Source organism: Stappia sp. BW2 (genome assembly GCF_008107695.1).
Taxonomy (GTDB): domain Bacteria; phylum Pseudomonadota; class Alphaproteobacteria; order Rhizobiales; family Stappiaceae; genus Roseibium.
The window spans coordinates 255897-278951 of sequence record NZ_VIRG01000066.1; the positions used below are offsets into that span (position 1 = coordinate 255897).

General features: G+C 58.1%; 24 protein-coding genes. 14 read left to right on the forward strand and 10 right to left on the reverse strand.

Annotated elements, in window-relative coordinates:
* Positions 1-159: 159 nt before the first annotated feature.
* The 7 genes from FMN63_RS12690 to FMN63_RS12720 all read right to left on the reverse strand — a co-directional run bounded on the left by FMN63_RS12690 (position 160) and on the right by FMN63_RS12720 (position 6511).
* Positions 160-387: a DUF6898 family protein gene (locus FMN63_RS12690; RefSeq protein WP_148584334.1), complete on the reverse strand. Its 228-nt coding sequence runs from the start codon at positions 385-387 to the stop codon at positions 160-162.
* A gap of 127 nt (positions 388-514) precedes the next feature.
* The gene (locus FMN63_RS12695) at positions 515-1819 is read right to left on the reverse strand and encodes a L,D-transpeptidase family protein (RefSeq protein ID WP_148584335.1); all 1305 of its coding nucleotides are present in this window, start codon (positions 1817-1819) and stop codon (positions 515-517) included.
* A 358-nt stretch (positions 1820-2177) separates the two neighbouring features.
* Positions 2178-2693 (reverse strand): transcriptional regulator LdtR, encoded by a 516-nt coding sequence (ldtR, locus tag FMN63_RS12700; RefSeq protein WP_148584336.1) that lies wholly within the window; start codon positions 2691-2693, stop codon positions 2178-2180.
* Between the two features lie 153 nt (positions 2694-2846).
* A complete protein-coding gene (gene mmsB, locus FMN63_RS12705; RefSeq protein ID WP_148584337.1) occupies positions 2847-3764 on the reverse strand; it encodes a 3-hydroxyisobutyrate dehydrogenase in 918 nt (305 codons plus the stop codon).
* A 73-nt stretch (positions 3765-3837) separates the two neighbouring features.
* Complete coding sequence (locus tag FMN63_RS12710; RefSeq protein ID WP_148584338.1) at positions 3838-4257, reverse strand: DUF6163 family protein; 420 nt, start codon at positions 4255-4257, stop codon at positions 3838-3840.
* A 23-nt stretch (positions 4258-4280) separates the two neighbouring features.
* Complete coding sequence (locus tag FMN63_RS12715) at positions 4281-5318, reverse strand: enoyl-CoA hydratase/isomerase family protein (protein ID WP_148584339.1); 1038 nt, start codon at positions 5316-5318, stop codon at positions 4281-4283.
* A gap of 53 nt (positions 5319-5371) precedes the next feature.
* Positions 5372-6511: an isobutyryl-CoA dehydrogenase gene (locus tag FMN63_RS12720; RefSeq protein ID WP_148584340.1), complete on the reverse strand. Its 1140-nt coding sequence runs from the start codon at positions 6509-6511 to the stop codon at positions 5372-5374.
* Between the two features lie 274 nt (positions 6512-6785).
* Between FMN63_RS12720 and hemB the strand changes: the two genes are divergently transcribed.
* The 3 genes from hemB (at position 6786) to FMN63_RS12735 (ending at position 9732) form a co-directional block, all read left to right on the forward strand.
* Entirely contained in the window at positions 6786-7781 is a 996-nt protein-coding gene (hemB, locus tag FMN63_RS12725; protein ID WP_205514084.1) for a porphobilinogen synthase, read from the forward strand.
* Positions 7778-9028, forward strand: coding sequence for a threonine ammonia-lyase (locus tag FMN63_RS12730; protein WP_148584342.1), 1251 nt, complete (start codon positions 7778-7780; stop codon positions 9026-9028). The genes hemB and FMN63_RS12730 overlap by 4 nt, the downstream gene beginning before the upstream one ends.
* Before the next feature lie 197 nt (positions 9029-9225).
* Positions 9226-9732, forward strand: a complete 507-nt coding sequence (locus FMN63_RS12735) for an RDD family protein (RefSeq protein ID WP_148584343.1) — start codon at positions 9226-9228, stop codon at positions 9730-9732.
* Between the two features lie 2 nt (positions 9733-9734).
* Here the strand turns inward: FMN63_RS12735 and FMN63_RS12740 are convergent, their stop codons facing one another.
* Positions 9735-10220, reverse strand: coding sequence for a TspO/MBR family protein (locus FMN63_RS12740; protein ID WP_148584344.1), 486 nt, complete (start codon positions 10218-10220; stop codon positions 9735-9737).
* A 200-nt stretch (positions 10221-10420) separates the two neighbouring features.
* Between FMN63_RS12740 and FMN63_RS12745 the strand changes: the two genes are divergently transcribed.
* Both FMN63_RS12745 and FMN63_RS12750 read left to right on the forward strand, forming a co-directional pair.
* Complete coding sequence (locus FMN63_RS12745; RefSeq protein ID WP_148584345.1) at positions 10421-12253, forward strand: SLC13 family permease; 1833 nt, start codon at positions 10421-10423, stop codon at positions 12251-12253.
* Between the two features lie 45 nt (positions 12254-12298).
* On the forward strand, positions 12299-13081 hold the full coding sequence (locus tag FMN63_RS12750; RefSeq protein WP_148584346.1) for an arginyltransferase: 783 nt from the start codon (positions 12299-12301) through the stop codon (positions 13079-13081).
* Between the two features lie 270 nt (positions 13082-13351).
* On the opposite strand, the gene FMN63_RS12755 is transcribed toward FMN63_RS12750, so the two are convergent.
* Positions 13352-14011, reverse strand: coding sequence for a uracil-DNA glycosylase (locus FMN63_RS12755; RefSeq protein WP_148584347.1), 660 nt, complete (start codon positions 14009-14011; stop codon positions 13352-13354).
* Between the two features lie 14 nt (positions 14012-14025).
* Entirely contained in the window at positions 14026-14619 is a 594-nt protein-coding gene (locus tag FMN63_RS12760; protein WP_148584348.1) for a LabA-like NYN domain-containing protein, read from the reverse strand.
* 401 nt (positions 14620-15020) lie between these two features.
* Between FMN63_RS12760 and rpoZ the strand changes: the two genes are divergently transcribed.
* The 9 genes from rpoZ (at position 15021) to recO (ending at position 23053) form a co-directional block, all read left to right on the forward strand.
* Complete coding sequence (gene rpoZ / locus FMN63_RS12765) at positions 15021-15422, forward strand: DNA-directed RNA polymerase subunit omega (protein WP_148584349.1); 402 nt, start codon at positions 15021-15023, stop codon at positions 15420-15422.
* 108 nt (positions 15423-15530) lie between these two features.
* Positions 15531-17777, forward strand: a complete 2247-nt coding sequence (locus tag FMN63_RS12770; protein ID WP_148584350.1) for a RelA/SpoT family protein — start codon at positions 15531-15533, stop codon at positions 17775-17777.
* Positions 17778-17888: 111 nt separating this feature from the next.
* Entirely contained in the window at positions 17889-18470 is a 582-nt protein-coding gene (gene pyrE / locus FMN63_RS12775; RefSeq protein WP_148584351.1) for an orotate phosphoribosyltransferase, read from the forward strand.
* Positions 18471-18500: 30 nt separating this feature from the next.
* The gene (locus tag FMN63_RS12780; RefSeq protein WP_148584352.1) at positions 18501-19115 is read left to right on the forward strand and encodes a DUF2062 domain-containing protein; all 615 of its coding nucleotides are present in this window, start codon (positions 18501-18503) and stop codon (positions 19113-19115) included.
* Positions 19116-19186: 71 nt separating this feature from the next.
* On the forward strand, positions 19187-19609 hold the full coding sequence (acpS, locus tag FMN63_RS12785) for a holo-ACP synthase (RefSeq protein ID WP_148584353.1): 423 nt from the start codon (positions 19187-19189) through the stop codon (positions 19607-19609).
* 115 nt (positions 19610-19724) lie between these two features.
* Positions 19725-20477, forward strand: a complete 753-nt coding sequence (lepB, locus tag FMN63_RS12790) for a signal peptidase I (protein ID WP_148584354.1) — start codon at positions 19725-19727, stop codon at positions 20475-20477.
* Between the two features lie 36 nt (positions 20478-20513).
* Positions 20514-21224, forward strand: a complete 711-nt coding sequence (rnc, locus tag FMN63_RS12795; protein ID WP_148584355.1) for a ribonuclease III — start codon at positions 20514-20516, stop codon at positions 21222-21224.
* A gap of 87 nt (positions 21225-21311) precedes the next feature.
* A complete protein-coding gene (gene era / locus FMN63_RS12800) occupies positions 21312-22238 on the forward strand; it encodes a GTPase Era (RefSeq protein ID WP_205514086.1) in 927 nt (308 codons plus the stop codon).
* 59 nt (positions 22239-22297) lie between these two features.
* Entirely contained in the window at positions 22298-23053 is a 756-nt protein-coding gene (gene recO / locus FMN63_RS12805) for a DNA repair protein RecO (protein ID WP_148584356.1), read from the forward strand.
* Positions 23054-23055: the final 2 nt, after the last annotated feature.

Below are 23055 nucleotides of genomic sequence, written 5' to 3' on the forward strand. Positions count from 1 at the left end.
TTTACACCCTCAACTTAGCGTGAGGCGGAAATATTCGCTGAAACGATCTGAACTCTTTTACCGAAAAGCGCGTTTCCGCTCCGCTGATTTCTGAAGCGATGTGACTGGATATCTTGTTCACCGCGAACGAATTCGTTTGCGGCCGTTTCGGACTTCCCCTCAATAAAGGGTCGGGTCAGGCCTGTCCTGGGCGGTCAGGGCTTCCTGTTCGATGCGGCGGCGGAGCTTGCGGACGGCAAGGCGCTGGAGATCTTCCTGCGCGGCTGAGGATGGGCCAAAAACCGACACTTCAAGTCCCGTGTCCGCGTCAATCGCAGTAACTTTGACCTGCTGCCCGATTGGCCGGAACTCAAGATAGATTTCACCACGCCGCTCGTCGCGACTCATTGCCGTTCTCCTGATCCAACATCCTGTCTTCGAACAGGTGTGCGAATGGAGCTAGAATCCATGAAACGCCGGCCTGATCAAGACCGGCGTTTCACAACAAGGAAAACTGCGTGATGCTGAGCGCCGCTTACAGGCGCGCCTGCTCACCCGTTCCATAGAGATCGTCGCGATCGTAGATATCATCGCGGAAATGCACCACGCCGTCGGCATTCGCCCAGGCGGTGATGTAGGTGAGATAAAGCGGTATCTGCGATTTCAGCTTCACATCTTCCCGCTCACCGGTGCGGATGACGCTGTCAACACGGCCACGATCCCAGTCCGGAGTGGTCGACTGCAACAGCCAGGTCACCAGCTCGCGCACGTTCTGGACGCGCACGCAACCCGAGGAGTGGAACCGGTTTGCTTCACCAAACAGGGTCTTTGACGGCGTGTCGTGCAGATAGACCTGATGCTTGTTATGGAAGTTGATGCGCACCGAACCGAGAGAGTTTTCAGCGCCAGGATCCTGGGTGAACCGGTACTGGGTCGCCTCGTCGGTGTTCCAGTCGATCTGCTGCCAGGTGAGCTCGTTGTTGCTCCAGTCGAAGATGCGAATGTTGTTCTTCGCGAGATACTGCGGATCCTCTTTCATCTTCGGGATCAGGTCCTTGCGGATGATCGACTTCGGAACCGTCCAGTATGGATTGAAGTTCAGCTCGTAGATCTTGCTGTTGAGGATCGGCGTCTGACGGTCGATCTTGCCAACAACGGCCGTGTGGCGAGAGCGGACCATGCCGTTTTCAACAGCTTCGATCTCCGCAGCCGGAATGTTGACCATCACATAGCGGTCCCCCAGGAAACCGGACATGGAACGCATGCGGATCATGTTGGTTTCGAGCTGACGGAGACGTACGTCGGCCGGAATGTTCAAGGCGGTCACGGTGCTGTCGCCCATTACCCCGTCCGGGATCAATCCGTGACGAAGCTGGAAGCGGCGCAAACCTGCGTCCACATAGGAATCAAACGTATCCGACAGGCCGGCCTGCTGTTCCAGATCGCCGGACACTATCAAACGGCGGCGCAGTTCGACAACGCGCGGATCCTTGGCACCGATGCGCAGCGCCTTGCCACCCGTGGAGACGGTTCCCCATCCACCAGCCTGGACGATGCGCTGATAGCGATCGATTGCCGCAGCGATGTAGTCGGCCGTCTGAGGCGACAACGTCGGAGCGGAAGACTTCACTTCGGTGATGTGGTCTGTCGCGATATCGAAGTTATCCGTCCATTCAACCTGCTGGTTCTGGGCGAATGTCATCGGGGCCGTCTGTGCCTGGGCAGCACTTGCAACCATGGCCGGCGTTGCCACGCCAAGCACGATCATGCTCTTGAGCGTTTTTCCAGCAGTCCACTTCAAGTGACGCTTTATCCCGAACGATCCGGATAAAAGGTTCATCGCCGACCCCATGTTGCAGCGCATTTCCGCGCAAATTTTCTTCATGTACTCGGGATCAGCCCAACACAATAGGACCACCCCGGCGGTTCCTGCCCCCAGTCCTATCGGAAGGGAGTTAACAAATCGCTTGATTTTTTAACCATCTCGGTGTCAGGAGCACCGCACAAAGCCATTTCAATGTGACCACAAGATGTCAACGCAGCGTTAGAAGACGAAACCGCTGACATCATAACTTTGATTTTCCGCAGCAAGCAAATTGCGATGCGACAATTTGTGTGCAGCCAGCAAATTCAGGCTCAAAAAGAAAAAGCACCGCCCGCTGGACGGTGCCATTTCATTTGAAAGTGCCGTGACTGTCTTACAGCCGGTACAGGATCTGATCGGTCCAGAACCGCTCCAGGCGGCGCAGGGACTTGTTCAGTGCCACGAAGTCCTGCGGGCCGATTTCGCCGACCTGTTCGACGGACAACATGTGACGCTCATAAAGATCGTTCACGATCTTGGCGACTTCCGTTCCCTTTTCCGTCAAGCTGACGCGGACAGACCGACGGTCCATGCGCGAACGCTGATGGTGGATGTATCCTGTCTCAACCAGCTTCTTCAGATTGTAGGAGACATTCGACCCCAGGTAGTAGCCGCGTGTCCGCAGCTCACCGGCCGTCAGTTCGCTGTCGCCGATGTTGAACAGCAGCAGAGCCTGCACGCTGTTCACATCGGACCGGCCCATACGGTCGAATTCGTCCTTGATGACGTCGAGCAGACGGCGATGCAGTCTCTCAACGAGTGTCAGAGCCTCCAGGTAAAGCGGCTTGATCTCAAGCTCTTCCCCTTCGTTCTGCCCAACAGTATCAACTGCCCTACTTGCGGTGATCATGTGATTGCGCCTCTTATAGTACCTGTCTTTGGACGGATATTTTCCCGCCTTGTTTCGCAATCTAACCGAGCGATTCTAAAATCCGCTTAAGAGACACGCTGAATCATCCGTTAACTTCTCAGGGCCGTTTTAGACTTCCCTTTAACTTGTTGTTCATGATGTTCCCCGCAGGAACTTCACAATCCCAGAGAAATCCTGGGTTTCGCCACCCGCGTTACAGAAGAGAGAGTAGAGCGCCGCGGCTTCCGCGCCCAAAGGCGTCGCCGCGCCTGCCGAATTTGCTGCTTCCTGAGCAAGTTTTAAATCCTTGAGCATCATCGCGGCTGCAAACCCAGGTTGATAATCCCGGTTCGCCGGCGAGGCCGGTAGCGGCCCCGGCACCGGGCAGTAGGATGTCAGGGACCAGCACTGGCCGGAGGCCGTCGACGAGATATCGAACAACTTCTGCTTGTCGAGACCCAGCTTCTCGGCAAGCACGAATGCCTCCGACACGGCGATCATGGAAATGCCGAGGATCATGTTGTTGCAGATCTTCGCTGCCTGACCGGTTCCCGCATCGCCGGCATGAACGATGGTCTTGCCCATGATGTCGAGATAGGCCTTGGCCCCTTCGAACGCTTCCTCCGACCCCCCGACCATGAAGGTCAAGGTGCCACCGGCGGCGCCGGCAACACCGCCGGAGACCGGTGCGTCGACCATCTTCATGCCCTTGGCCTGCGCAGCCGCGCTGACTGCGCGGGCGCTGTCGACGTCAATCGTCGAGGAATCGATCATGAGAGTACCGGGTTTGGCATTGTCCAGGATGCCCCCCTCGCCTTCATAGATCTGGCGAACATGTTTGCCGGCCGGCAGCATGGTGACGATCACATCGGCTGCGGCAGCCAGTTCGGCGACGCCAGCGGCCTTTTCACCGCCCTCCGCCTCATGCGCCGCCATGGCCTTATCGGACAGATCGAAGCCGAGGACCCTGTGCCCGGCCTTGACGAGATTGATCGCCATCGGTCCACCCATGTTGCCGAGGCCGATAAATCCGATAGTGCTCATGATGGTTTCCTCCCAGAAAGATTTCATGTTGGTTTTGAATCTGTTGGCTGGCCGTCTTGAACCGCCGTTCCAGCCTCTTCAAAAACTGATTCAACTGCGGTCAGATGGCATTGGCCTTGTTCTCCCTGTCCATCAGGAACGCCAGCGCCGCATAAATCGCGATTGTCAGCAGATAGAAGGCGATCTCATAAGGACGTCGTCCATAGAGATCGGAGAAGGCGGTGTGCATGACGATCTGGCAAGCACAGCGGAAGATCCACATGACCGTGCCCCACGAAACGGTCAGCCAAAGGCCGGTCGCGGCCACAAGATCCAGCACAGCGAAAAAGACGATGGCTCCCTGCATGGCTACGGGCATGTCCCAGAACCACAGGCCGCGCCATTCGACAATGCCAATGATGCGCGCCCAATAGATAACGCCACCGCCAATGAGAATGATCGCGATGCCGCGCAGATACCAGATCAGAAGCGTGCTCCAGGGCGGGCGGGAATCGATCAGGTCCTGAAAGCTGGTAATCATGGAATGTCCGGGTCAGATTGGGCTTAGCCGAGCGGCAGATCTCCGTCAGCAGGTTCCTCGAAATACGACGCCAGATCGGCGCTGTCCACTTGGCTAATCTGGGAAGGCGACCATTTTGGCGTCTGATCCTTGTCGACCAGCACCGCACGTATGCCTTCGTAGAACTCCGTTCCCTGCAGGATGCGGGACACGATGCGATACTCGAGCTTCATGCATTCGTTGAAGGAAAGCTGGCCGCCTCGTTTCATCTGTTCGAAAGCGAGAAGAACACTTGTCGGAGATTTTTGCCGGATAGCACCCACCGTCTTCGCGGCAAAGTCCGTGTCCGATTTTTCCAGGCGCGACAGAATGTCTTCCACCGCCGCAGCCGAAAAAACCTCGTCGATGACGTCGAGATTGTCCGACACGGACCCCTTGTCCGGCGTAACGAGATAAGGGGCAAGCACGGCGCCGACGTCGTCTGCCGTTTCCAGGTCCCGCTCCAGATCAGCAAGGCCCTCTTCGGATATGGCATGGGTCAACACACCTGTTGCCAGCGCATCGCCCTGTTTCAACCTGCCTGCGCTGAGCGCACAGTAAATTCCACTGTTCCGGGGCATGCGCGGCAGGAAGTATGTTCCGCCGACGTCGGGAAAAAAGCCGATCCCGGTTTCAGGCATGGCAAACAGCGTCTTTTCAGTGCCGATCCGGTGGCTGCCGTGAACCGAAACCCCAACGCCGCCGCCCATGACGATCCCGTTGATGAGCGCGACGTAAGGCTTCGGATAGGCCTTGATCTGTGCATTGAGAATATACTCGTCACGGAAAAAGGCACTCAGTCCATCCGTCTGCCCGCCCATGCGCGCATCATAAATGCTGCGAATGTCGCCCCCTGCGCAAAAGGCCTTGTCGCCAGCGCCTGTGACGACGATGTGAGCGATTTCCGGATCTTCCGCCCAGCGCGTCAATTGTTTGGCCATGGCTTTGACCATGGCATGATTGATCGCATTCAGTGCCTTGGGCCTGTTCAGAATGACAAACCCGGCCTTGCCACGCTTTTGGAAAAGAATGTCGTCGCTCACTGGCGCCTCGCAAAAAGAAGAGTCGTTTCAACGGAGTGGATCGGAAAACTCCATCAGTCCTTCAGCAACTGCCGCGCAATGATCAGCCGCATGATCTCATTGGTGCCTTCCAGAATCTGGTGCACCCGGACATCGCGGAAATAGCGCTCGATCGGATAGTCGCGCAGATAACCGTAGCCACCATGAAGCTGTAGCGCTTCGTTGACCACCTTGAAGCCGGTGTCGGTAGCAAGCCGCTTGGCCATGGCCGCGAGTTTGGTGGCATCATGAGATTTCGCATCCACCGCCGAAGCTGCCTTGTGCAACAAAAGCCGCGCTGCTTCCAGCTCGGTCGCCATATCCGCAAGGCGGAACTGAAGTGCCTGAAAGTCTGCAATCGGACGACCGAACTGCTTGCGTTCCTGCACATAAGCCAGGGCGTGGTCCAGGCAAGCCTGAGCTGCCCCCATCGAGCAGGCGCCGATATTGAGCCGGCCGCCGTCAAGCGCGGCCATGGCGATCTTGAAGCCCTCGCCTTCCGATCCGATCAGATTAGACTTCGGCACCCGGCAATCCTGAAAATTGACCTGGGCCGTCGGCTGGCTTTTCCAGCCGAGCTTCACCTCGTTGGCACCGAAGCTGAGACCAGGGGTCCCCTTTTCGACCAGAACACAGGAAACGCCGGAAGGCCCCTCGCCGCCCGTGCGGACCATGACCGCATAAAGATCGCTGACGCCGCCGCCGGAGATAAATGCCTTGGAGCCGTTCAGGATATAATGGTCACCATCATCCTTGGCGCTGGTGCGCAGACTTGCCGCATCCGATCCGGACCCAGGCTCGGTCAGGCAGTAGCTTGTGAGCAGCTCCATGGTGCAAAGTCGGGGGAGATACTTCTGGCGCAGCTCTTCCGAGCCATAGGTGTCGATGATCCAGGCCACCATGTTATGAATGGAGATATAGGCCGCCGTCGACGTGCAGCCCCTGGACAATTCCTCGAAGATCAGTGTCGCATCCAGCCGGGTAAGAGCCGAACCACCGACATCTTCCTTCACATAGATGCCGCCAAAACCAAGTTCTGCCGCCTTGCGCAACGTGGGTATCGGGAAATGACTTTCTTCGTCCCACTCCTTGGCGAAAGGCGCGAGTTCGTCGCGCGAAAAGCTTGCCGCCATGTCCTGAAAGGCGCGCTGATCTTCGTTCAGTGAAAAGTCCACGGATTATCCTCCCTCAAGCGGTGGCGACGCGTTTCCTCCCCCGGAAAGGTCTGCGCCCTGACTTCGCGGCAGCACTAAAGCACATTTGACGCAAACGTCAAACAATCTCTTTTTCCATATTAAATTCAGTTGTTTTTCAGAATATTTGATTGCGTCAATCTGCGTGATAGATTGGCGGCTCACTTCGATCAGAATACGCCTTCCAACGTCGATTAGCGAACAGACAGGGCCCATGTCGTCAAAATCCCCCCTTCCGCAGATCACCTCCGACCACATGGACACACTCCTGGCCGGTACCCGCATGCGCCGCAACCGCCAGAGCGACTGGTCGCGCCGTCTGGTGCGGGAAAACAATCTCACGGTCGATGATCTGATCTGGCCGATCTTCCTCGTGGACGGCGAGAATATCCGCCAGGCAGTGCCGTCCATGCCGGATGTCCTGCGCCTGTCGGTGGACGAAGCCGTGCGCGACGCAGAGAAGGCGGCAAAGCTGAACATTCCCGCACTGGCGCTGTTTCCCTATACCGATCCCGGTCTGCGCGACGAAACAGGGTCCGAGGCGCTCAATCCGGAAAATCTGACCTGCCGTGCCTTGCGCGCCATCAAGGCGGAAGGATTGAACCTCGGCCTGATGACGGACGTCGCGCTCGACCCATACACCAGCCACGGTCATGACGGACTGATGGACGGCGACACGATCCTGAATGACGAAACTGTCGATCAGCTCTGCCGGCAGGCATTGGTGCAGGCGGAAGCGGGCTCGGATGTCATCGCCCCGTCCGACATGATGGACGGCCGTATCGGAGCCATTCGCCAGGCTCTTGATTCACAAGGGCACCGTGGAACACAGATCATGGCCTATTCGGCCAAATACGCCTCTGCCTTCTATGGTCCGTTCCGCGACGCCGTGGGTTCGTCCGGCACCTTGATCGGCGACAAGCGCACCTACCAGATGGACCCGGCCAACACCGACGAGGCCCTGCGAGAAGCCGAACTGGATATTACAGAAGGCGCCGACATGGTGATGGTCAAGCCGGGCATGCCCTATCTCGACATTGTCCGCAGGATCAAGGACGAGTTCCAGGTTCCAACCTACGCCTATCAGGTGTCCGGCGAATACGCGATGATCAAGGCGGCCGCTGGAAACGGCTGGCTGGACGGAGACAAGGCCATGCTGGAAAGCCTGCTGGCCTTCAAGCGCGCAGGCGCTGACGGTATCCTGACCTATTTCGCCCCCAAGGTGGCCGAGATGCTGGCAGGCGGGAAATGACCTCTGCCGAGGTCAGCCGTGCTGACGAAGTCACGTTTACCAGGGTTCAGGAGGCGGCTGCCCTTTTGAACGGCGCCGTGATCGAAACCCCGTGCCTGCCTGCCCCGCGTCTCTCGCAACTGACCGGAGCCGATGTCTTCGTGAAATACGAAAACATGCAGGTTACCGGCGCTTTCAAGGAACGCGGTGCGCTGGTGAAACTCTCCAGTCTGACGGCGGATGAAAAGAAACGCGGCGTGATCGCGGTCTCCGCAGGCAACCATGCCCAGGGTGTTGCCTATCACGCCGGACGACTCGGCATACCGGCAACCATCGTCATGCCGGTCCTGACGCCATTCGTGAAAATCTCGGCAACCCGGAACCACGGGGCAGAAGTCGTTCTGGCCGGCAACACGCTGGCCGAGGCAAAGGAAGAAGCCGACAGGCTGGCTGAGCTGAACAATCTCGTCTGGGTGCACCCTTATGACGATGCCCATGTCATTCATGGCCAGGGAACGATCGGCATTGAAATGCTGGCGCAGCAGCCGGATCTCGATGTCCTGGTCGTGCCTGTGGGCGGCGGCGGGCTGATCGCAGGCATTGCCACTGCAGCCAAGGCCATCAAGCCCTCAATCGAAGTGATCGGCGTCGAGACGACGCTTTATCCCGGCATGTGGGGGGCTTTCTACGGCAAGGACGTGCGCTGCGAGGGCGCAACCATCGCCGAAGGCATTGCGGTGCGCGACATCGGCGTTCTGACAACCGAAGTCGTCAAAAGGGCAGTCGATGATATTCTGCTCGTTTCGGAAAGCAGCATCGAACGTGCGATCAACGCCTATCTGACCTTGCAGCGAACCATTGCCGAAGGCGCTGGCGCGGCCGGTCTTGCAGCTTTGCTGACGGATCCAGAACGGTTCGCAGGCAAAAGGGTTGGTCTTGTCCTGTGCGGCGGCAACATCGATCCGCGGCTGCTGTCTAAGATCGTGGTCCGCGAACTTGCCCGTGACGGCAAACTGGTCTCAATTCGGATCGATACCCCGGACCGGCCGGGTGTTCTCGGCGAAATCGCGACCGTCATCGGCGACATGCAGGGCAATGTGGTCGATGTGGAACACCATCGTCTGTTCCTCAACGTTCCTGCCAAGGGGGCAACGCTGGACGTCACCTTCGAAGCCTTCGACCGTCCGCATGGCGAGCGTATCATCGCCGCCTTGCGCGAACGCGCCTTCGTGGTGCGTTATCTGGAAATCGGCGAGCGGATGGATTGAGCCGGGGCACCGACGTGTCTTCCTGTTGAAGCGTATGCACGCCTCCCGCTCATCCCGAATTGGACCGTCAGGTTCGTCATGAAGGAATGGGCCGGGTGTGGGTGACGTGCAGACAACGATAGCGGCGCGCGGCACATAATTGCGAAACGTGCCGCCAATCCCCACATTACAGACAACGAACCCAAGGGAGCCGCGCCATGTCTGCAGAAACCACCTCCGATTATGCCCGTCAGGACGTTTTCGATCCTGTAAGCAATCCGGAGCTGTTTTCCGGTGTGCGCAGTCGGCGCATCTTTGCGTTTTTCATCGATCTGATCGTGATCACGCTGTTCACCTTCGGCGCAGGGATCGTCGTGTTCTTCCTAGGCGTCTTCACTCTGGGCCTCGGCTTCCTGCTTTATGGCATCCTGCCGACGGCTGTTGCGCTTCTCTATGTCGCCTTCACCCTTGGTGGCCCGCAGGCATCAACCCTCGGCATGCGCGCCATGGGGCTGGAAATGCGCCTCTGGTATGGAGCCAAGCCCTACCCGCTTCTGGCAGCCGTCCATGTCATTTTGTTCTGGTTTTCGATCTCTTTGCTGACACCGCTCGTTCTGCTGGTGTCTCTGTTTTCCGACCGAAAACGCTTGTTGCACGACCTTGTTCTGGGAACGGTGGTGATCAACTCCGCCTACCATCAGGACCACGCGCGCCGACAAATGTAACGTCAGTTCAAGAGCGCTAGCGACAGGTTCAACAGGCCAGCGAATGTTGTCCAGAGCGCATAGGGAATGAACAGCAGCGCGGACAAACGGTCCGCGCGCCAGTTGCCTCCGATGAAATTCAGGATCAGATAGAGCATCACCGCGATGACGGCTGAGGCCGTCCACATGAAGTGCAAGGTGAAGAACAGCGGCGACCAGATCCAGTTGAGGATCAGCTGCCCGTACCAGATTTGCATGATACGGCTGTTGCCCGCACGCAGGTATGTTCGCCAGCCCGCAATCGCAATCATCACATAAAGAATGGTCCAGACTGGCGCGAATACCCAGTTTGGAGGATTGAACGGTGGCTTTGTGAGAGCTTCGTACCAGGCGCCAGGCGTGTTCAGGATGCCGATCGTTATGCCCACCCCCAAAACGATAGCCAGAAACAAGACCAGCAAGGGAAGATTTCTCGTTAGCGACGGCGAACTTGCATTTTCTGAACTCATGACTTCTTCAACGCGGCTTGACTTCAAGGGTTCCCAATCTTGGGACCAAATCACAATATCTGGTAGTTCAACATTAAAAGTGTCATCTCGTGACACGAATATATCAACGGCAATATTGTCTTAAGGCTCTTCCATTGCCGGGACCGCCTGCTTTAGAGTGTGGTTTCTTGAAATTGGCCGAGCTGGCTTTGGGCAGGTGAATGCACTCAGTTGATATTGCAATGGCGCTGACCTTCGTGGTGATCGCGTCCACTGTCGTCCTTTACGCCCTTGAGCGTTATGCGATTGAAACAATCGCCCTTGGCTCGGTTTCCGCCTTCATTGTAATTTTTGCGGTGTTTCCGGTTCAAAAGCCGGATGGGTCGTTCATAGCCACCGGCGACTTCCTGTCCGGCTTTTCCAACCCGGCGCTGATTACGGTCATTTGTCTGCTGATCATCGGCCAGGGGCTGTTCCAGACCGATGCCCTGGAAGGACCAGCGAAGGCCATCGTGAAAATGACACGGGGACGGTCGCTGCGAGCTGCGATCCCCGTTCTGTTGACCGTGGCCGCCCTCAGCGCGTTCTTGAACAACACCCCTGTCGTGGTCATGTTCCTGCCGATCCTGACAGCCGTTGCCGCCACGGTGGGCCAGTCCCCTGCCCGGGTTCTGATGCCGCTGTCCTATCTGGCAATTCTTGGCGGCATGACGACGTTGATCGGGTCGTCCACAAACCTGCTGGTGGCGAATTTCGCCGCGCAAAGCTCTGATCTGCGGCTGACCTTCTTCAGCTTCACGCCAATCGGGCTGATCATGGCCGGCGTCGGCTCGATCTATGTGCTGTTCATCATGCCGAAGCTGCTTCCGGTGCGCAAAACCATGGCGGAAGAGTTTCAGAGTTCTTCCGGAAAACAGTTCATCGCTCAGATCGAAATCACCTACGGCCATCCGTTGGTCGGTGTGGAATCCGTGTCCGGCATGTTCCCGCAATTGAAGGACATGACCGTAAGACTGGTTCAGCGTGGCCAGAAGCCTGTTCTGCCACCGTTTGAAAACGTTGTGCTGTCACCCGGTGACACGGTGATTGTGGCTGCAACGCGCACCGCCCTTGCCAATGCCTTGGCCCGCAGGCAACCGCTGATGGAAGCCGATTCCGATGCGAACGGCTCAGGCCGCGAAACACAGGCTCCGGCAGGCACAATCAGCCTGGCGGAAACGGTGGTGGCCCCCGCCTCCCGCCTTATGGGGCGCACCCTGCCCCAGTCGGCCTTCTACACCGACACAGGCTGCCTGGTGATGGGCATCCAGCGCCGCAGCCGCATGCCGCGCATGGCAATGAACGACATTCGCCTGGAAGCCGGCGACGTGCTTCTTGTGGCCGGTAGCGAAGAGGCGATTGCGCGCCTGCGCGGCAATCGCGACGTCCTGTTGCTGGACTGGTCGATGGCCGAGGTGCCGCGCAAGCGTTACGCACCGCGGGCGCTCGTCATTTTTGCCTTTGTGGTCGCACTGGCCGCCAGCGGCCTCGTCCCGATTGTCACCACTGCCGTGGCCGGTACGTTTGCGATGATCGTTTCAGGCTGCCTCAACGTTCGGCAGGCCATGCGCGCCATCGACAGCCGCATCTTCATGCTGGTGGGGGCATCATTGGCTGCCGCCGTTGCGCTTGAGGGAACAGGCGGAGCAAATGCCATTGCCACCGGACTTGTTCATCTGCTGGCCGGGTCATCGCCGACCGTGATGCTGTCGGCCCTGTTCTTTATCGTGATGATCCTCACGAACTTCCTGTCGAACAACGCGGCCGCCGTTCTGTTCACTCCGATTGCGATCAATCTGGCGAATCAGATCGACGCAAATCCGGAAGCGTTCGTCGTCTGTCTGATCATTGCGGCCAACTCGTCGTTCGCGACTCCCATCGGTTATCAGACCAACCTGATCGTCATGGGGCCAGGTCACTATAAGTTCAACGACTTTGTGCGGGCTGGTACCCCGCTCGCGCTCATTTTATGGTTGACCTTCTCACTGGTCGCGCCATGGTATTACGGACTATAGGACCCGGAATAGAGAACAAATCAAAAGGTTTCGCGGGACAAGACGGTGACACGGCACCCCACAGATCATCCGCAGTTCTATCTGACTGCGCCCGCACCTTGCCCCTATCTTGAGGGGAAACAAGAGCGCAAGGTCTTTACCCATCTTGTCGGCCATGGCGCCGGTGCGCTCAACGAAGTGCTCACGCAAGGCGGTTTCCGGCGCAGCCAGAACATAGCCTATCGCCCAGCCTGCGAACGTTGCCAGGCCTGTATCTCGGTGCGTGTGCGGGTCGATGATTTCAAGTGGACCAAATCCTTCAAGCGCGTCTGGAAATCAGGATCCGATATCGTTGGCGCCTGTCTTCCGCCCAGCCCGTCAGCGGAACAGTACGATCTCTTCCGCGACTATCTGGAGGCTCGCCATGAGAATGGCGGCATGACGGAAATGAGCGTTCTTGATTATGCGATGATGGTTGAAGACACCCATGTCGAAACGCTGGTGCTGGAATACCGGCGACGCGGTCCGAACAGCTTCATTACCGGCGCTGGCGAAGGCCCGTTGCTGGGCGTCGCGCTTACCGATCAACTCTCGGACGGATTGTCGATGGTCTATTCCTTCTACGATCCTGATTACACCAAGACGCCCCTCGGCACCTATATGATCCTTGATCACATCGAGCGTGCCCGCAAGATGAGCCTGCCTTACGTCTACCTGGGATACTGGGTCAACGGCTCTCAAAAGATGGCCTACAAGGCCCGTTTCAAGCCGCAGGAGCATCTCGGCCCCAATGGCTGGCTGATTGCCGACGCTGAGGCCTATCAAAAGGCACCGCACTCGGAAGAGTGATGGCAGGATATCTGGTTAGCCTGAAGCTTTGAGTATTTTGGTAATCCGCTCCAGATTACCTCATGCTGAGGAGACCTTCAGGTCTGTCTCGATGATGGCAGAATAGTCAGAAGCAGAAACAAGTGGCCCATCTTTCGAGACAGCGTTCACGCGCTTCCTCAGGATGAGGCAGAATATGTGGCACACTTCCGAAAGCATCCTTGCCTTTGCTGGGATGCTGACCGCCCAACACACCAATCGGCTGAAACGTCGCCGAAGGCCCTCCCCCACTCAGGGAATGAACGAGCGGATCTGCCTGAATACTGAGTGGAACATTTCCTCGGTCAGGCGGCCGGTGTTGGTGTTGTAGCGCGAGCAGTGATAGCTGTCGAAAAGTGTCAGTCCCGTTCCGGGAAGCTCGTGCTGTGCGCCATGCGCAAAGGGGAATGATGCCCTGCGTTGATCAAGGGCCGTCAGGAAGGTTTCATGCGCAATGCGGCCAAGCGCGAGCACAGCCTTGATCGAAGGATTGGCATCAAGCGTCGACAGCAGATACGGACGGCACGTCTTGATTTCAGCGCCGGTCGGCTTGTTCTGCGGCGGCAGACAGCGCACTGCGTTCGTGATGATCGCTTCTTTCAGCCGCAACCCGTCGTCCGGCCGGGCCTGATAGGTGCCTTCGGCAAAGCCGAACTCGATCATCGTCTGGTAAAGAAGGTCCCCGGCATAGTCGCCCGTGAAAGGACGGCCGGTGCAGTTGGCCCCCTTCATACCCGGCGCAAGGCCGATGATCAGCAGGCTTGGAGACGCGTCTCCGAAGGAAGGCACCGGCGCATTATGCCAGTCGGGATGAACGGCCTTCAACTCCTCGCGCAGGGCGACGAGGCGCGGACAGGCCAAGCAATCCGGCGGCGGATCGACCGGCCAGCTATCTGCAATACGCTCGGACATTGCCCGGATAAGCCTCAGTAATCGTCGTCGTCGTCGTCTTCATCAACGTGCGCGGGCGTTTGCGGGCGGGCTGGACGTTCCGAGGGATCGCGTCCGATCTTGTTTGCAAGGCTTGCCAGATCGATGAAGTGATCGGCCTGACGGCGCAGATCATCAGCGATCATCGGTGGCTGGGTCTTGAGCGTCGAAACCACACTCACCTTGCGGCCCTTGCGCTGCAGCGCTTCAACCAGAGAGCGGAAGTCGCCGTCACCGGAGAAGAGGACCACATGGTCGACGGATTCCACCAGCTCCATGGCATCCACAGCCAGCTCAATGTCCATGTTGCCCTTCACCTTGCGGCGGCCGGCGCTATCGACAAATTCTTTCACCGGTTTGGTGATGACCTTGTAGCCATTGTAGTCGAGCCAATCGATCAGCGGACGTATGGAGGAATATTCCTGATCTTCAATCAACGCGGTGTAATAATACGCGCGCAAAAGATACGCCTGTCCCTGGAACTCTTTCAGCAAACGTTTGTAGTCGATATCAAAGCCAATCGCTTTGGCCGTTGAGTACAAGTTCGCCCCATCAATGAACAAAGCAACTTTTTCTCGAGCGTCAAACATCTTATTTGAAACCTTTCCGAGTCATATACGCCGCTCTTGAAATTTTGCGTTGGAGGAACCAGTTTCCCGCGACCTAATTCCAGGCAGACACTATAAGGCGACGTATATTTTGCTGTAAGTTTACCGCGTATACCGCGGCGTCACACAGCTTATCGTTTTGTTTTGTCAACGGCCTTCTGATTCTGGAAAGGGCCGTTACTAGTGGACTACACCATAATATTGGAGCGCCGCAATGCAAAAGCGAATAGGCTGCGCGAAATGAGACAAAAAAACATCGGATTTTTTGTCTGTGCGTTCCAATACCAGCGATAGTCCTCTCAAATATGACAAGGGGTTGCTTTTTGGAAACGTGAACACTATACGCTGGTCCTTCAAGTTCCTTAAGCCTATGGAGACGTCGAATGGCGCGCGTGACCGTCGAGGACTGCATCGACAAGGTCGAAAACCGGTTTGAGCTGGTGCTGCTTGCTGCGCATCGCGCTCGCATGATCTCAAGCGGTTCGCCGCTGACCATTGACCGTGACAACGACAAGAACCCCGTTGTTGCGCTTCGTGAGATTGCCGAGCAGACCGTCAGCCCGGAAGACATGAAAGAGGACCTGATCCACTCTCTGCAGAAGTATGTGGAAGTGGATGAGCCTGAGGCCGATGCCGTGCCGATGGTACCGTCCCCCAACCAGCATCAGATGACGCAGGTCAACAACGTTGACGACAGCGCTGTCGAGTTTGACCGCATGTCCGAAGAAGACCTGCTGCGCGGCCTGGAAGGCCTCGTTCCGCCGGAGCGGACCGACGACGTCTGATTTGAGTTCACAGGTTCGTCTGAAGCGCGGCGGGAAAGCCCCGGCGCTTCAGACGGCTTTTGTCTGTCGCGCTGATGTCTCAGCCGTTTGCCAGGGTCGGTTGCGGCCATGATGCGTCAATACGAACTCGTTGAACGGGTTACGCGCTACAATCCGGACGCCGACGAGGCCTTGCTCAACAAGGCTTACGTCTATGCCATGCAGAAACACGGCTCTCAAACGCGTGCGTCTGGCGACCCCTACTTCTCCCATCCTCTCGAAGTTGCCGCGATCCTTACGGACCTGCGCCTGGACGACGCCACAATTGCGGTCGCCCTGCTGCATGACACCATCGAGGACACCGACGCGACCCGGGCCGAGATCGACTCCCTGTTCGGTGAGGAAATCGGCAAGCTGGTCGAGGGTCTGACCAAGATCAAGCGACTGGACCTGGTCTCTCAGAAAGCCAAGCAGGCCGAAAACTTCCGCAAACTTCTGCTTGCCATTGCCGATGACGTCCGCGTGCTTCTGGTCAAGCTCGCCGATCGCTTGCACAACATGCGCACGCTCCACCATATGCCGGAGCACAAGCGTGGGCGGATTGCCGAAGAAACGATGGAAATCTATGCGCCGCTCGCCGGGCGCATGGGCATGCACGACATGCGCGAGGAGCTGGAAGACATTGCCTTCCACACGCTCAATCCCGAAGCCTATGAAACCATCACCGATCGTCTGGTCGATCTGCGCGAACGCAACCGAGACCTGATCCTGGACATCGAGACAACGCTGACGGAACGTCTCAGCGAACGGGGCATGGCCGCCCTGGTGAAGGGGCGCGAAAAGCGCCCTTACTCGATCTTCCGCAAGATGCAGCGCAAGGCCATCGGCTTCGAGCAGCTCTCCGATATCTACGGGTTCCGCGTCACGGTTGGCACCGTGGAAGCCTGCTACCGTGTGCTGGGCGTCATTCACACGACCTGGCCGACCGTTCCCGGTCGGTTCAAGGACTATATCTCCACGCCCAAGCAGAACGACTACAAGTCGATCCACACCACGATTGTCGGACCGTCCCGCCAGCGCGTGGAACTGCAGATCCGGACCATTTCAATGAACCGGGTCGCGGAATACGGCATCGCCGCACATGCACTCTACAAAGATGGTGAGTTCGGCGGTCGCAACATTGCCCGGCACACGGAAGACTGCCGCGCCTTCGAATGGCTGCGGAGAACCACCGAATTGCTGGCGCAGGGGGACACACCGGAAGAGTTTCTGGAAAATACCAAGCTGGAACTCTTCCACGACCAGGTCTTCTGCTTCAGCCCCAAAGGCCGGCTGATCGCCCTGCCCCGGGGCGCAACGCCGATCGATTTTGCCTATGCGGTTCATACCGGCATCGGCAACACCTGCGTTGGCTGCAAGGTCAACGGCAAGATCATGCCGCTGGTGACCGAGTTGCATAACGGTGACGAAGTCGAGATCATTCGTTCGCCCGCGCAAACGCCGCCGCCAGCCTGGGAAGCGATTGCCGTTACCGGCAAGGCGCGTGCCGCAATCCGCCGCGCCACCAGGGAGTCGGTGCGCAAGCAGTACGGAGCCCTTGGAGAACACATTCTGAAGCGCGCCTTTGCCCGGGCGGACAAGGCCTATTCGGAAGACCTCTTGGAAGCAATTCTCGATCTTTTGCACCAGGCCAGCGTTGCCGATTTGCTGGCCGCCGTCGGTCGCGGCGATCTTTCGGCCCAACTGGTTCTGAAGTCAGCCCATCCGGACTATCAGGACGAGCGCGTGGCCCTTTCCGGCCCGCCGCTGGAAGAAGGCTGGTTCGGCCTGAAACAGGGTCACGGCCTGAAGTTCCGCATACCTCCTGGAGAGATTGATGCAGACAAGGCCGCAGCAAACGCCAACGGCGAGGCCGAAGAAGGACCAGCCCTGCCAATCCGCGGTCTGTCCGGAGACATTCCGGTCACCTTCGCACCTGATGGCGGAGCTGTTCCCGGTGATCGCATCGTCGGCATCTTGACCCCGTCCGAAGGACTGACCATCTATCCCATACAATCGCCGTCCCTGAAGGAATTCGATGACCAGACAGAGCGCTGGGTCGACGTTCGCTGGGACATTGACGTCAACAATCCGGAACGGTTCCCTGCGCGCCTGGACATATCTGCTGCAAACGAACCCGGTTCCCTGGCAACCATTGCCCAGGTGATCGGCGAAAACAGCGGCAATATCGACAACGTCAAGATGATGCAGCGCGCTTCGGACTTCCATCAGATGATCATTGATCTTGAAGTCTGGGATCTGAAACACCTGAACAGGATCATAAACCAGCTGCGTAGCAAGCCTAATGTTTCCAGCGTCAGTCGTGTGAATGGCTAGATTGCCAGTGGCAACCGGCACAAAACGACAAAGCCGCTTTCGAGTGGACAACACCGCTGATAAACCACAGGCCGGCGCGCAGCCGCCGAAGAATTTTGAGGGGATCTGATAATGACACGCGATGAAGTTCTGGCCGTATTCCGCGAGGCCGGAGCCTTTCTGGAAGGCCACTTCATTCTGACCTCCGGTCTGCGCAGCCCGGTCTTCCTGCAGAAGGCTCGCGTGTTCATGTATCCGGACAAGACGGAAAAGCTCTGCAAGGCGCTTGCCGACAAGATCCGCGCCTCCGACCTCGGCAGGATCGATTACATCGTTTCTCCTGCCCTCGGTGGCCTCATTCCGGGTTACGAAACCGCCCGTCATCTCGATGTTCCTGCCATGTGGGTGGAGCGGGAAGACGGTGAATTCAGACTGCGCCGCTTCGAAATGCCGCAAGGCGCCCGAGTCATTGTTGTGGAGGATATCGTTACGACCGGCCTTTCCAGCCGTGAAACGGTAACCTCGTTGAAAGCTCTTGGTGCTGAAGTCCTGGGTGTTGCCTGCCTGATCGACCGATCCGGTGGCGAGGCAGATGCCTCGGTGCCGGTAATAGCGCTGGCAGAATACAAGGTTCCGGCCTATGAACCGGACAACCTGCCGCCAGAACTGGCCGCTCTGCCTGCTGTCAAGCCAGGCAGCCGCGGATTGAGCTAAACAAAAAAACACGGGATTGAGCCTTAGACCATGCTGTTTCGCCGGAGAAATAGGCCAACACGGATTGAGCGACTGCGCGTCGCCGTCTGGCCCCGGAACAGTTGGGCGCGCTCAACCCGTTATTTTGGCAAGCGGGTGTTGCGCCTGACTGCGACCCCTCACGCGATCGCCCTGGGTTTTGCCGCGGGAGCCTTTGCCTCCTGCACGCCCCTGGTCGGGTTCCATTTTCTGACGGCGTTTGCACTTGCCTACGTGGTACGCGGCAACCTGATCGCTGCCGCGCTCGGAACATCCGTCGGCAATCCGCTGACGTTCCCGTTCATCTGGGCCTTCACCTTCAAGATCGGGCAGTGGATACTCTACGGGCGCGCGCCGCACACAGATACGCACCAGGTACACCAGCAGTTTCAGCATGGCCTTTTCGAGAAGTCGCTCGATGCGCTCTGGCCAATGCTCAAGCCGATGTTTATTGGCGCTGTCCCGCTCGGCCTCGTTGTCGGGACGGTGTCCTACGTGGTCGTTTACAAAAGTGTCGAAGTCTATCAGCGGCGGCGCAGAAACAAACTCGCCGACAAGGGTGCTGGCAAACATGGCCGGTTGTTTCCCGCCCCGGGCAACACCGTTGAAGAAGACGGCAGCGCTTGATTTTGCCGGCTGCCCAGCCCAACTAAACTGAGATCCCGGCTCTCATCCCGCCGTAACCTGGAAAGCAAGGCATGATCCCTGGAAATGGCAGCGATCTGATTGATATTCGTCGTTTCGAGAAAACTCTCGAACGGTTCGAAGAGCGCTTCACCTACCAGGTCTTTACTGAAGTCGAGCGAACCAAATCAAACAAGCGCGCCGCCTCCTGCGCCAAACGTTTCGCGCTCAGGGAAGCCTGCTCGAAGGCACTTGGCAGCGGCATTCGCATGGATGTCGCCTTGCGAGAGACGGGCATAGCGAAGCTGGCATCCAGCAAGCCGGCCATAGCCCTTATGGGTGGCGGCATAGAACGATTGCAGGCGGTGGGGCCTTCTGGTTTCAGGACTGCCATCAATCAGATAAATACAGACGATTACCCACTGGCGCAGGCCTCTGCCGTAATTTCGGCCCGGCCGGGCGACCGGCCTGAACCTCCAAAGGCGGATTCCTCCTGAAAGCCCAGCCTTAAGGGCCTTCCTCTCATTGCGTCAACAGGCGCTAGCGGATAAGAGTCCGGCTGTAAGTGGCAGTGCCGAACAGAATGCCGGACAAATTTGATCAAGGGACAACATGAGCGTGACGGAAAACAAGAAGGATAAGGACGGCGGCCTCGTTGAAACCGTCAAGGTTATTGTCCAGGCGTTGTTGCTTGCCCTGATCGTGCGAACATTCCTGTTCCAGCCGTTCAACATTCCATCCGGTTCGATGAAGGATACATTGCTGATTGGCGACTATCTGTTCGTCTCCAAATTCAGCTATGGATACTCTCGCTTTTCCTTTCCCTTCGGCCTGGGCCCCTTCAGTGGCCGTATCTGGGCTTCCGACCCGGAACGGGGCGATGTCGCCGTCTTCAAGCTGCCGAGGGATACCTCCATTGACTACATCAAGCGTGTGATCGGCCTGCCCGGCGATACAATCCAGGTCATCGACGGCGTGGTGCATATCAATGGTGAACCGGTCAAACGTGAGCGGATCGACGATTACATCGAACAATCACCGTCCGGCCTCGTGCGCCGCGTGCCGCGCTACCTGGAAACCCTGCCGAACGGCGTTTCCTACGAGACCCTGGATCTCACCACACACGGAGAGATGGACAACACCCGCGAGTACAAGGTGCCCGAAGGCCATTACTTCATGATGGGCGACAACCGGGACAACTCTGTCGACAGCCGTTTTCTGGACAGGGTTGGCTACGTTCCGTTCGAAAACTTCATGGGCCGTGCCGAAATCCTGTTCTTCTCCATCAAGGAAGGAACGCCAGCCTGGCATATCTGGTCCTGGCCGTGGAGCGTTCGCTGGGACCGGATTGGCCGAACACTCTAACCGGGGCTTTGGCGACAGGTCGCCCAAGCAGGCAGCATGAAAAGACAACATCATCAACCAGGACCGGTTTCGGCCCTGAAAAGCGCGCTGCAATATGAGTTCCGTGATCTGGAGCTGTTGCGGGTAGCGCTGACTCATGCCAGTGCCCTGCCTCCGTCCGAAACGGTCGCGGGAAGTTATCAGCGACTGGAGTTTCTCGGCGACCGTGTTCTCGGCCTCGTGATTGCCTCCATGCTGCACAAGCATTTTCCCCGGGCAGATGAAGGCGAACTGGCCCGGCGCTTCAACCATATGGTCAAGCGTGAGACGTGTGCGGAAATCGCGCAGGAGCTCGGCGTTGGCGATGCCATGCGAATCGGACTTGCAGAAGCGCAAACCGGTGGCCGCAAGAAGACCGCCCTGCTTGCCGACATCTGTGAATCGGTCATCGCGGCGATCTATCTGGACGGTGGCTTCGAGGCGGCCGAAAGCTTCATCACGCGCCTTTGGGAACCGCGTATGCTATCCTGGTCGGGACCGCTGCGCGATGCCAAGACAACGCTCCAGGAGTGGGCACAGTCCAGGAGCCTGCCGACGCCGCGATACGACGTGACCACCCGGGACGGACCGGACCACGCTCCGAATTTTACCGTGTCGGTTACCGTTCAGGGGCTGCCGCCTGGCGAAGGCAAGGGTGGTTCCAAGCGGATTGCAGAACAGAATGCGGCAGAAGCCGTGCTGCGCCGGGAAGGCGTTTGGAAGGAATAGAACAGGTTGAGTGACGACACCACCAATGACGGTCCGATGGACGAGGACGACGACAACGGCTTTCAGGCCCCGACCGGCCGTTTCGACATGCCGCTTCCCGAGCCATTGCCGGAGATGCCGACCGATACCAAGGCGGGTTTCATTGCCCTCATTGGCGCGCCCAACGCCGGTAAATCGACTCTGATCAATCAGCTTGTCGGCACCAAGGTATCCATTGTCACGCACAAGGTGCAGACCACCCGCACGATCGTGCGCGGCGTGGCCATGCATGGTGCGGCGCAGTTGGTGTTCATCGATACGCCAGGCATTTTCAAACCCAAGCGCCGGCTCGATCGCGCCATGGTTGATACCGCTTGGGGCGGTGCGCGCGATGCCGATCTGATCGCGCTTCTGGTTGATGCCCGAAAAGGTTTGACCGAGGAAGTGGAGAACATCCTCAAACGCCTTTCCAGCCAACAGGCGCCCAAGGTCCTGATCCTCAACAAGACCGATGTCGCCAAGCGCGAGAAACTGCTGCAGCTGGCGCAGAAGATCAATGAAATCGTCCCGTTTGAAGAGACCTTCATGGTGTCCGCTCTGACCGGCGATGGCACCCAGTCCATTCTGGACTATTTCGCGTCCAAGGTTCCGGACGGTCCCTGGCTCTTTCCGGAAGACCAGCCGTCGGATCTGCCTCTTCGCATTCTTGCCGCCGAGATCACCCGTGAGAAGCTGTTCGAGCGCCTGCACGAGGAACTGCCCTATATCTCCACCGTGGAGACAGAACAGTGGCAGGCCCGCAAGGATGGATCGGCCAGGATCGAGCAGACCATTTACGTGGAACGGGATAGCCAGAAGTCCATCGTGCTCGGCAAACGCGGCCAGACCATCAAGGCGATTTCTCAAGCCGCCCGCGAAGAGCTTTCGGAAATCATCGAAGCTCCCGTTCATCTGTTCCTGTTCGTGAAGGTTCGGGAGAACTGGGCGGACGATCCGGAGCGCTACCGGGAAATGGGGCTCGAATTTCCGAAATAATTTGCGCGGATCTCCGAATCCGCCAAACTCCCGGCCAGATGTGAAACGGGAAACGGCCCTTGGAATGGAGCGGACGCGGCGTGGTGCTGACCACCCGCAAACACGGCGAAAACGATGTCATTCTGGAGGCCATGACGCTGGATCATGGCCGCCACCTCGGCCTTGTGCGTGGTGGTCGTTCCCGGCGGCACCGGCCTGTCCTGCAGCCTGGCAATGAGCTTACCCTCACCTGGAAGGCACGCCTTTCCGACCATCTCGGCCAGTTTCAGATTGAGCCGGAAACGCTGCGGGCGGGTGACCTCATGACCAGCAGTCTCGGTCTGGCAGCGCTCCAGCATCTGGCCTTTCTGCTTCGCCTCCTGCCCGAAAGACATGCCTACCCGAGATTGTTCAATGCGCTGACCGTGGTTCTGGACCATCTGGAGGCTTCGGACGCGGCAGCCGCGCTTCTGATCCGCTTCGAGCTTGAGGTCTTGCGTGACCTCGGTATCGGTCTTGATCTTTCATCCTGCGTCGCCACCGGCAGCAACGAAGACCTTGCCTATGTCTCACCGAAATCCGCCCGTGCTGTCTGCCGGGAAGCCGGCGCGCCCTATCATGACCGCTTGCTCCCCCTGCCCAGCTTTCTTCTTGACGGGCAACGGCAGGCGGGCAGTGAGTTGACCTGGGCCGATGTCACCCAGGGTTTCGAATTGACGAGCTTTTTCCTGAACAGATACGTGCAGGAACATGAGGCCAGGGACGGCGGCACACGAAACCAGGTGCTCACCGCCCTTGAAAAGCGTTACCGAACCGAATTCCCCTGGAATTTCTGAAA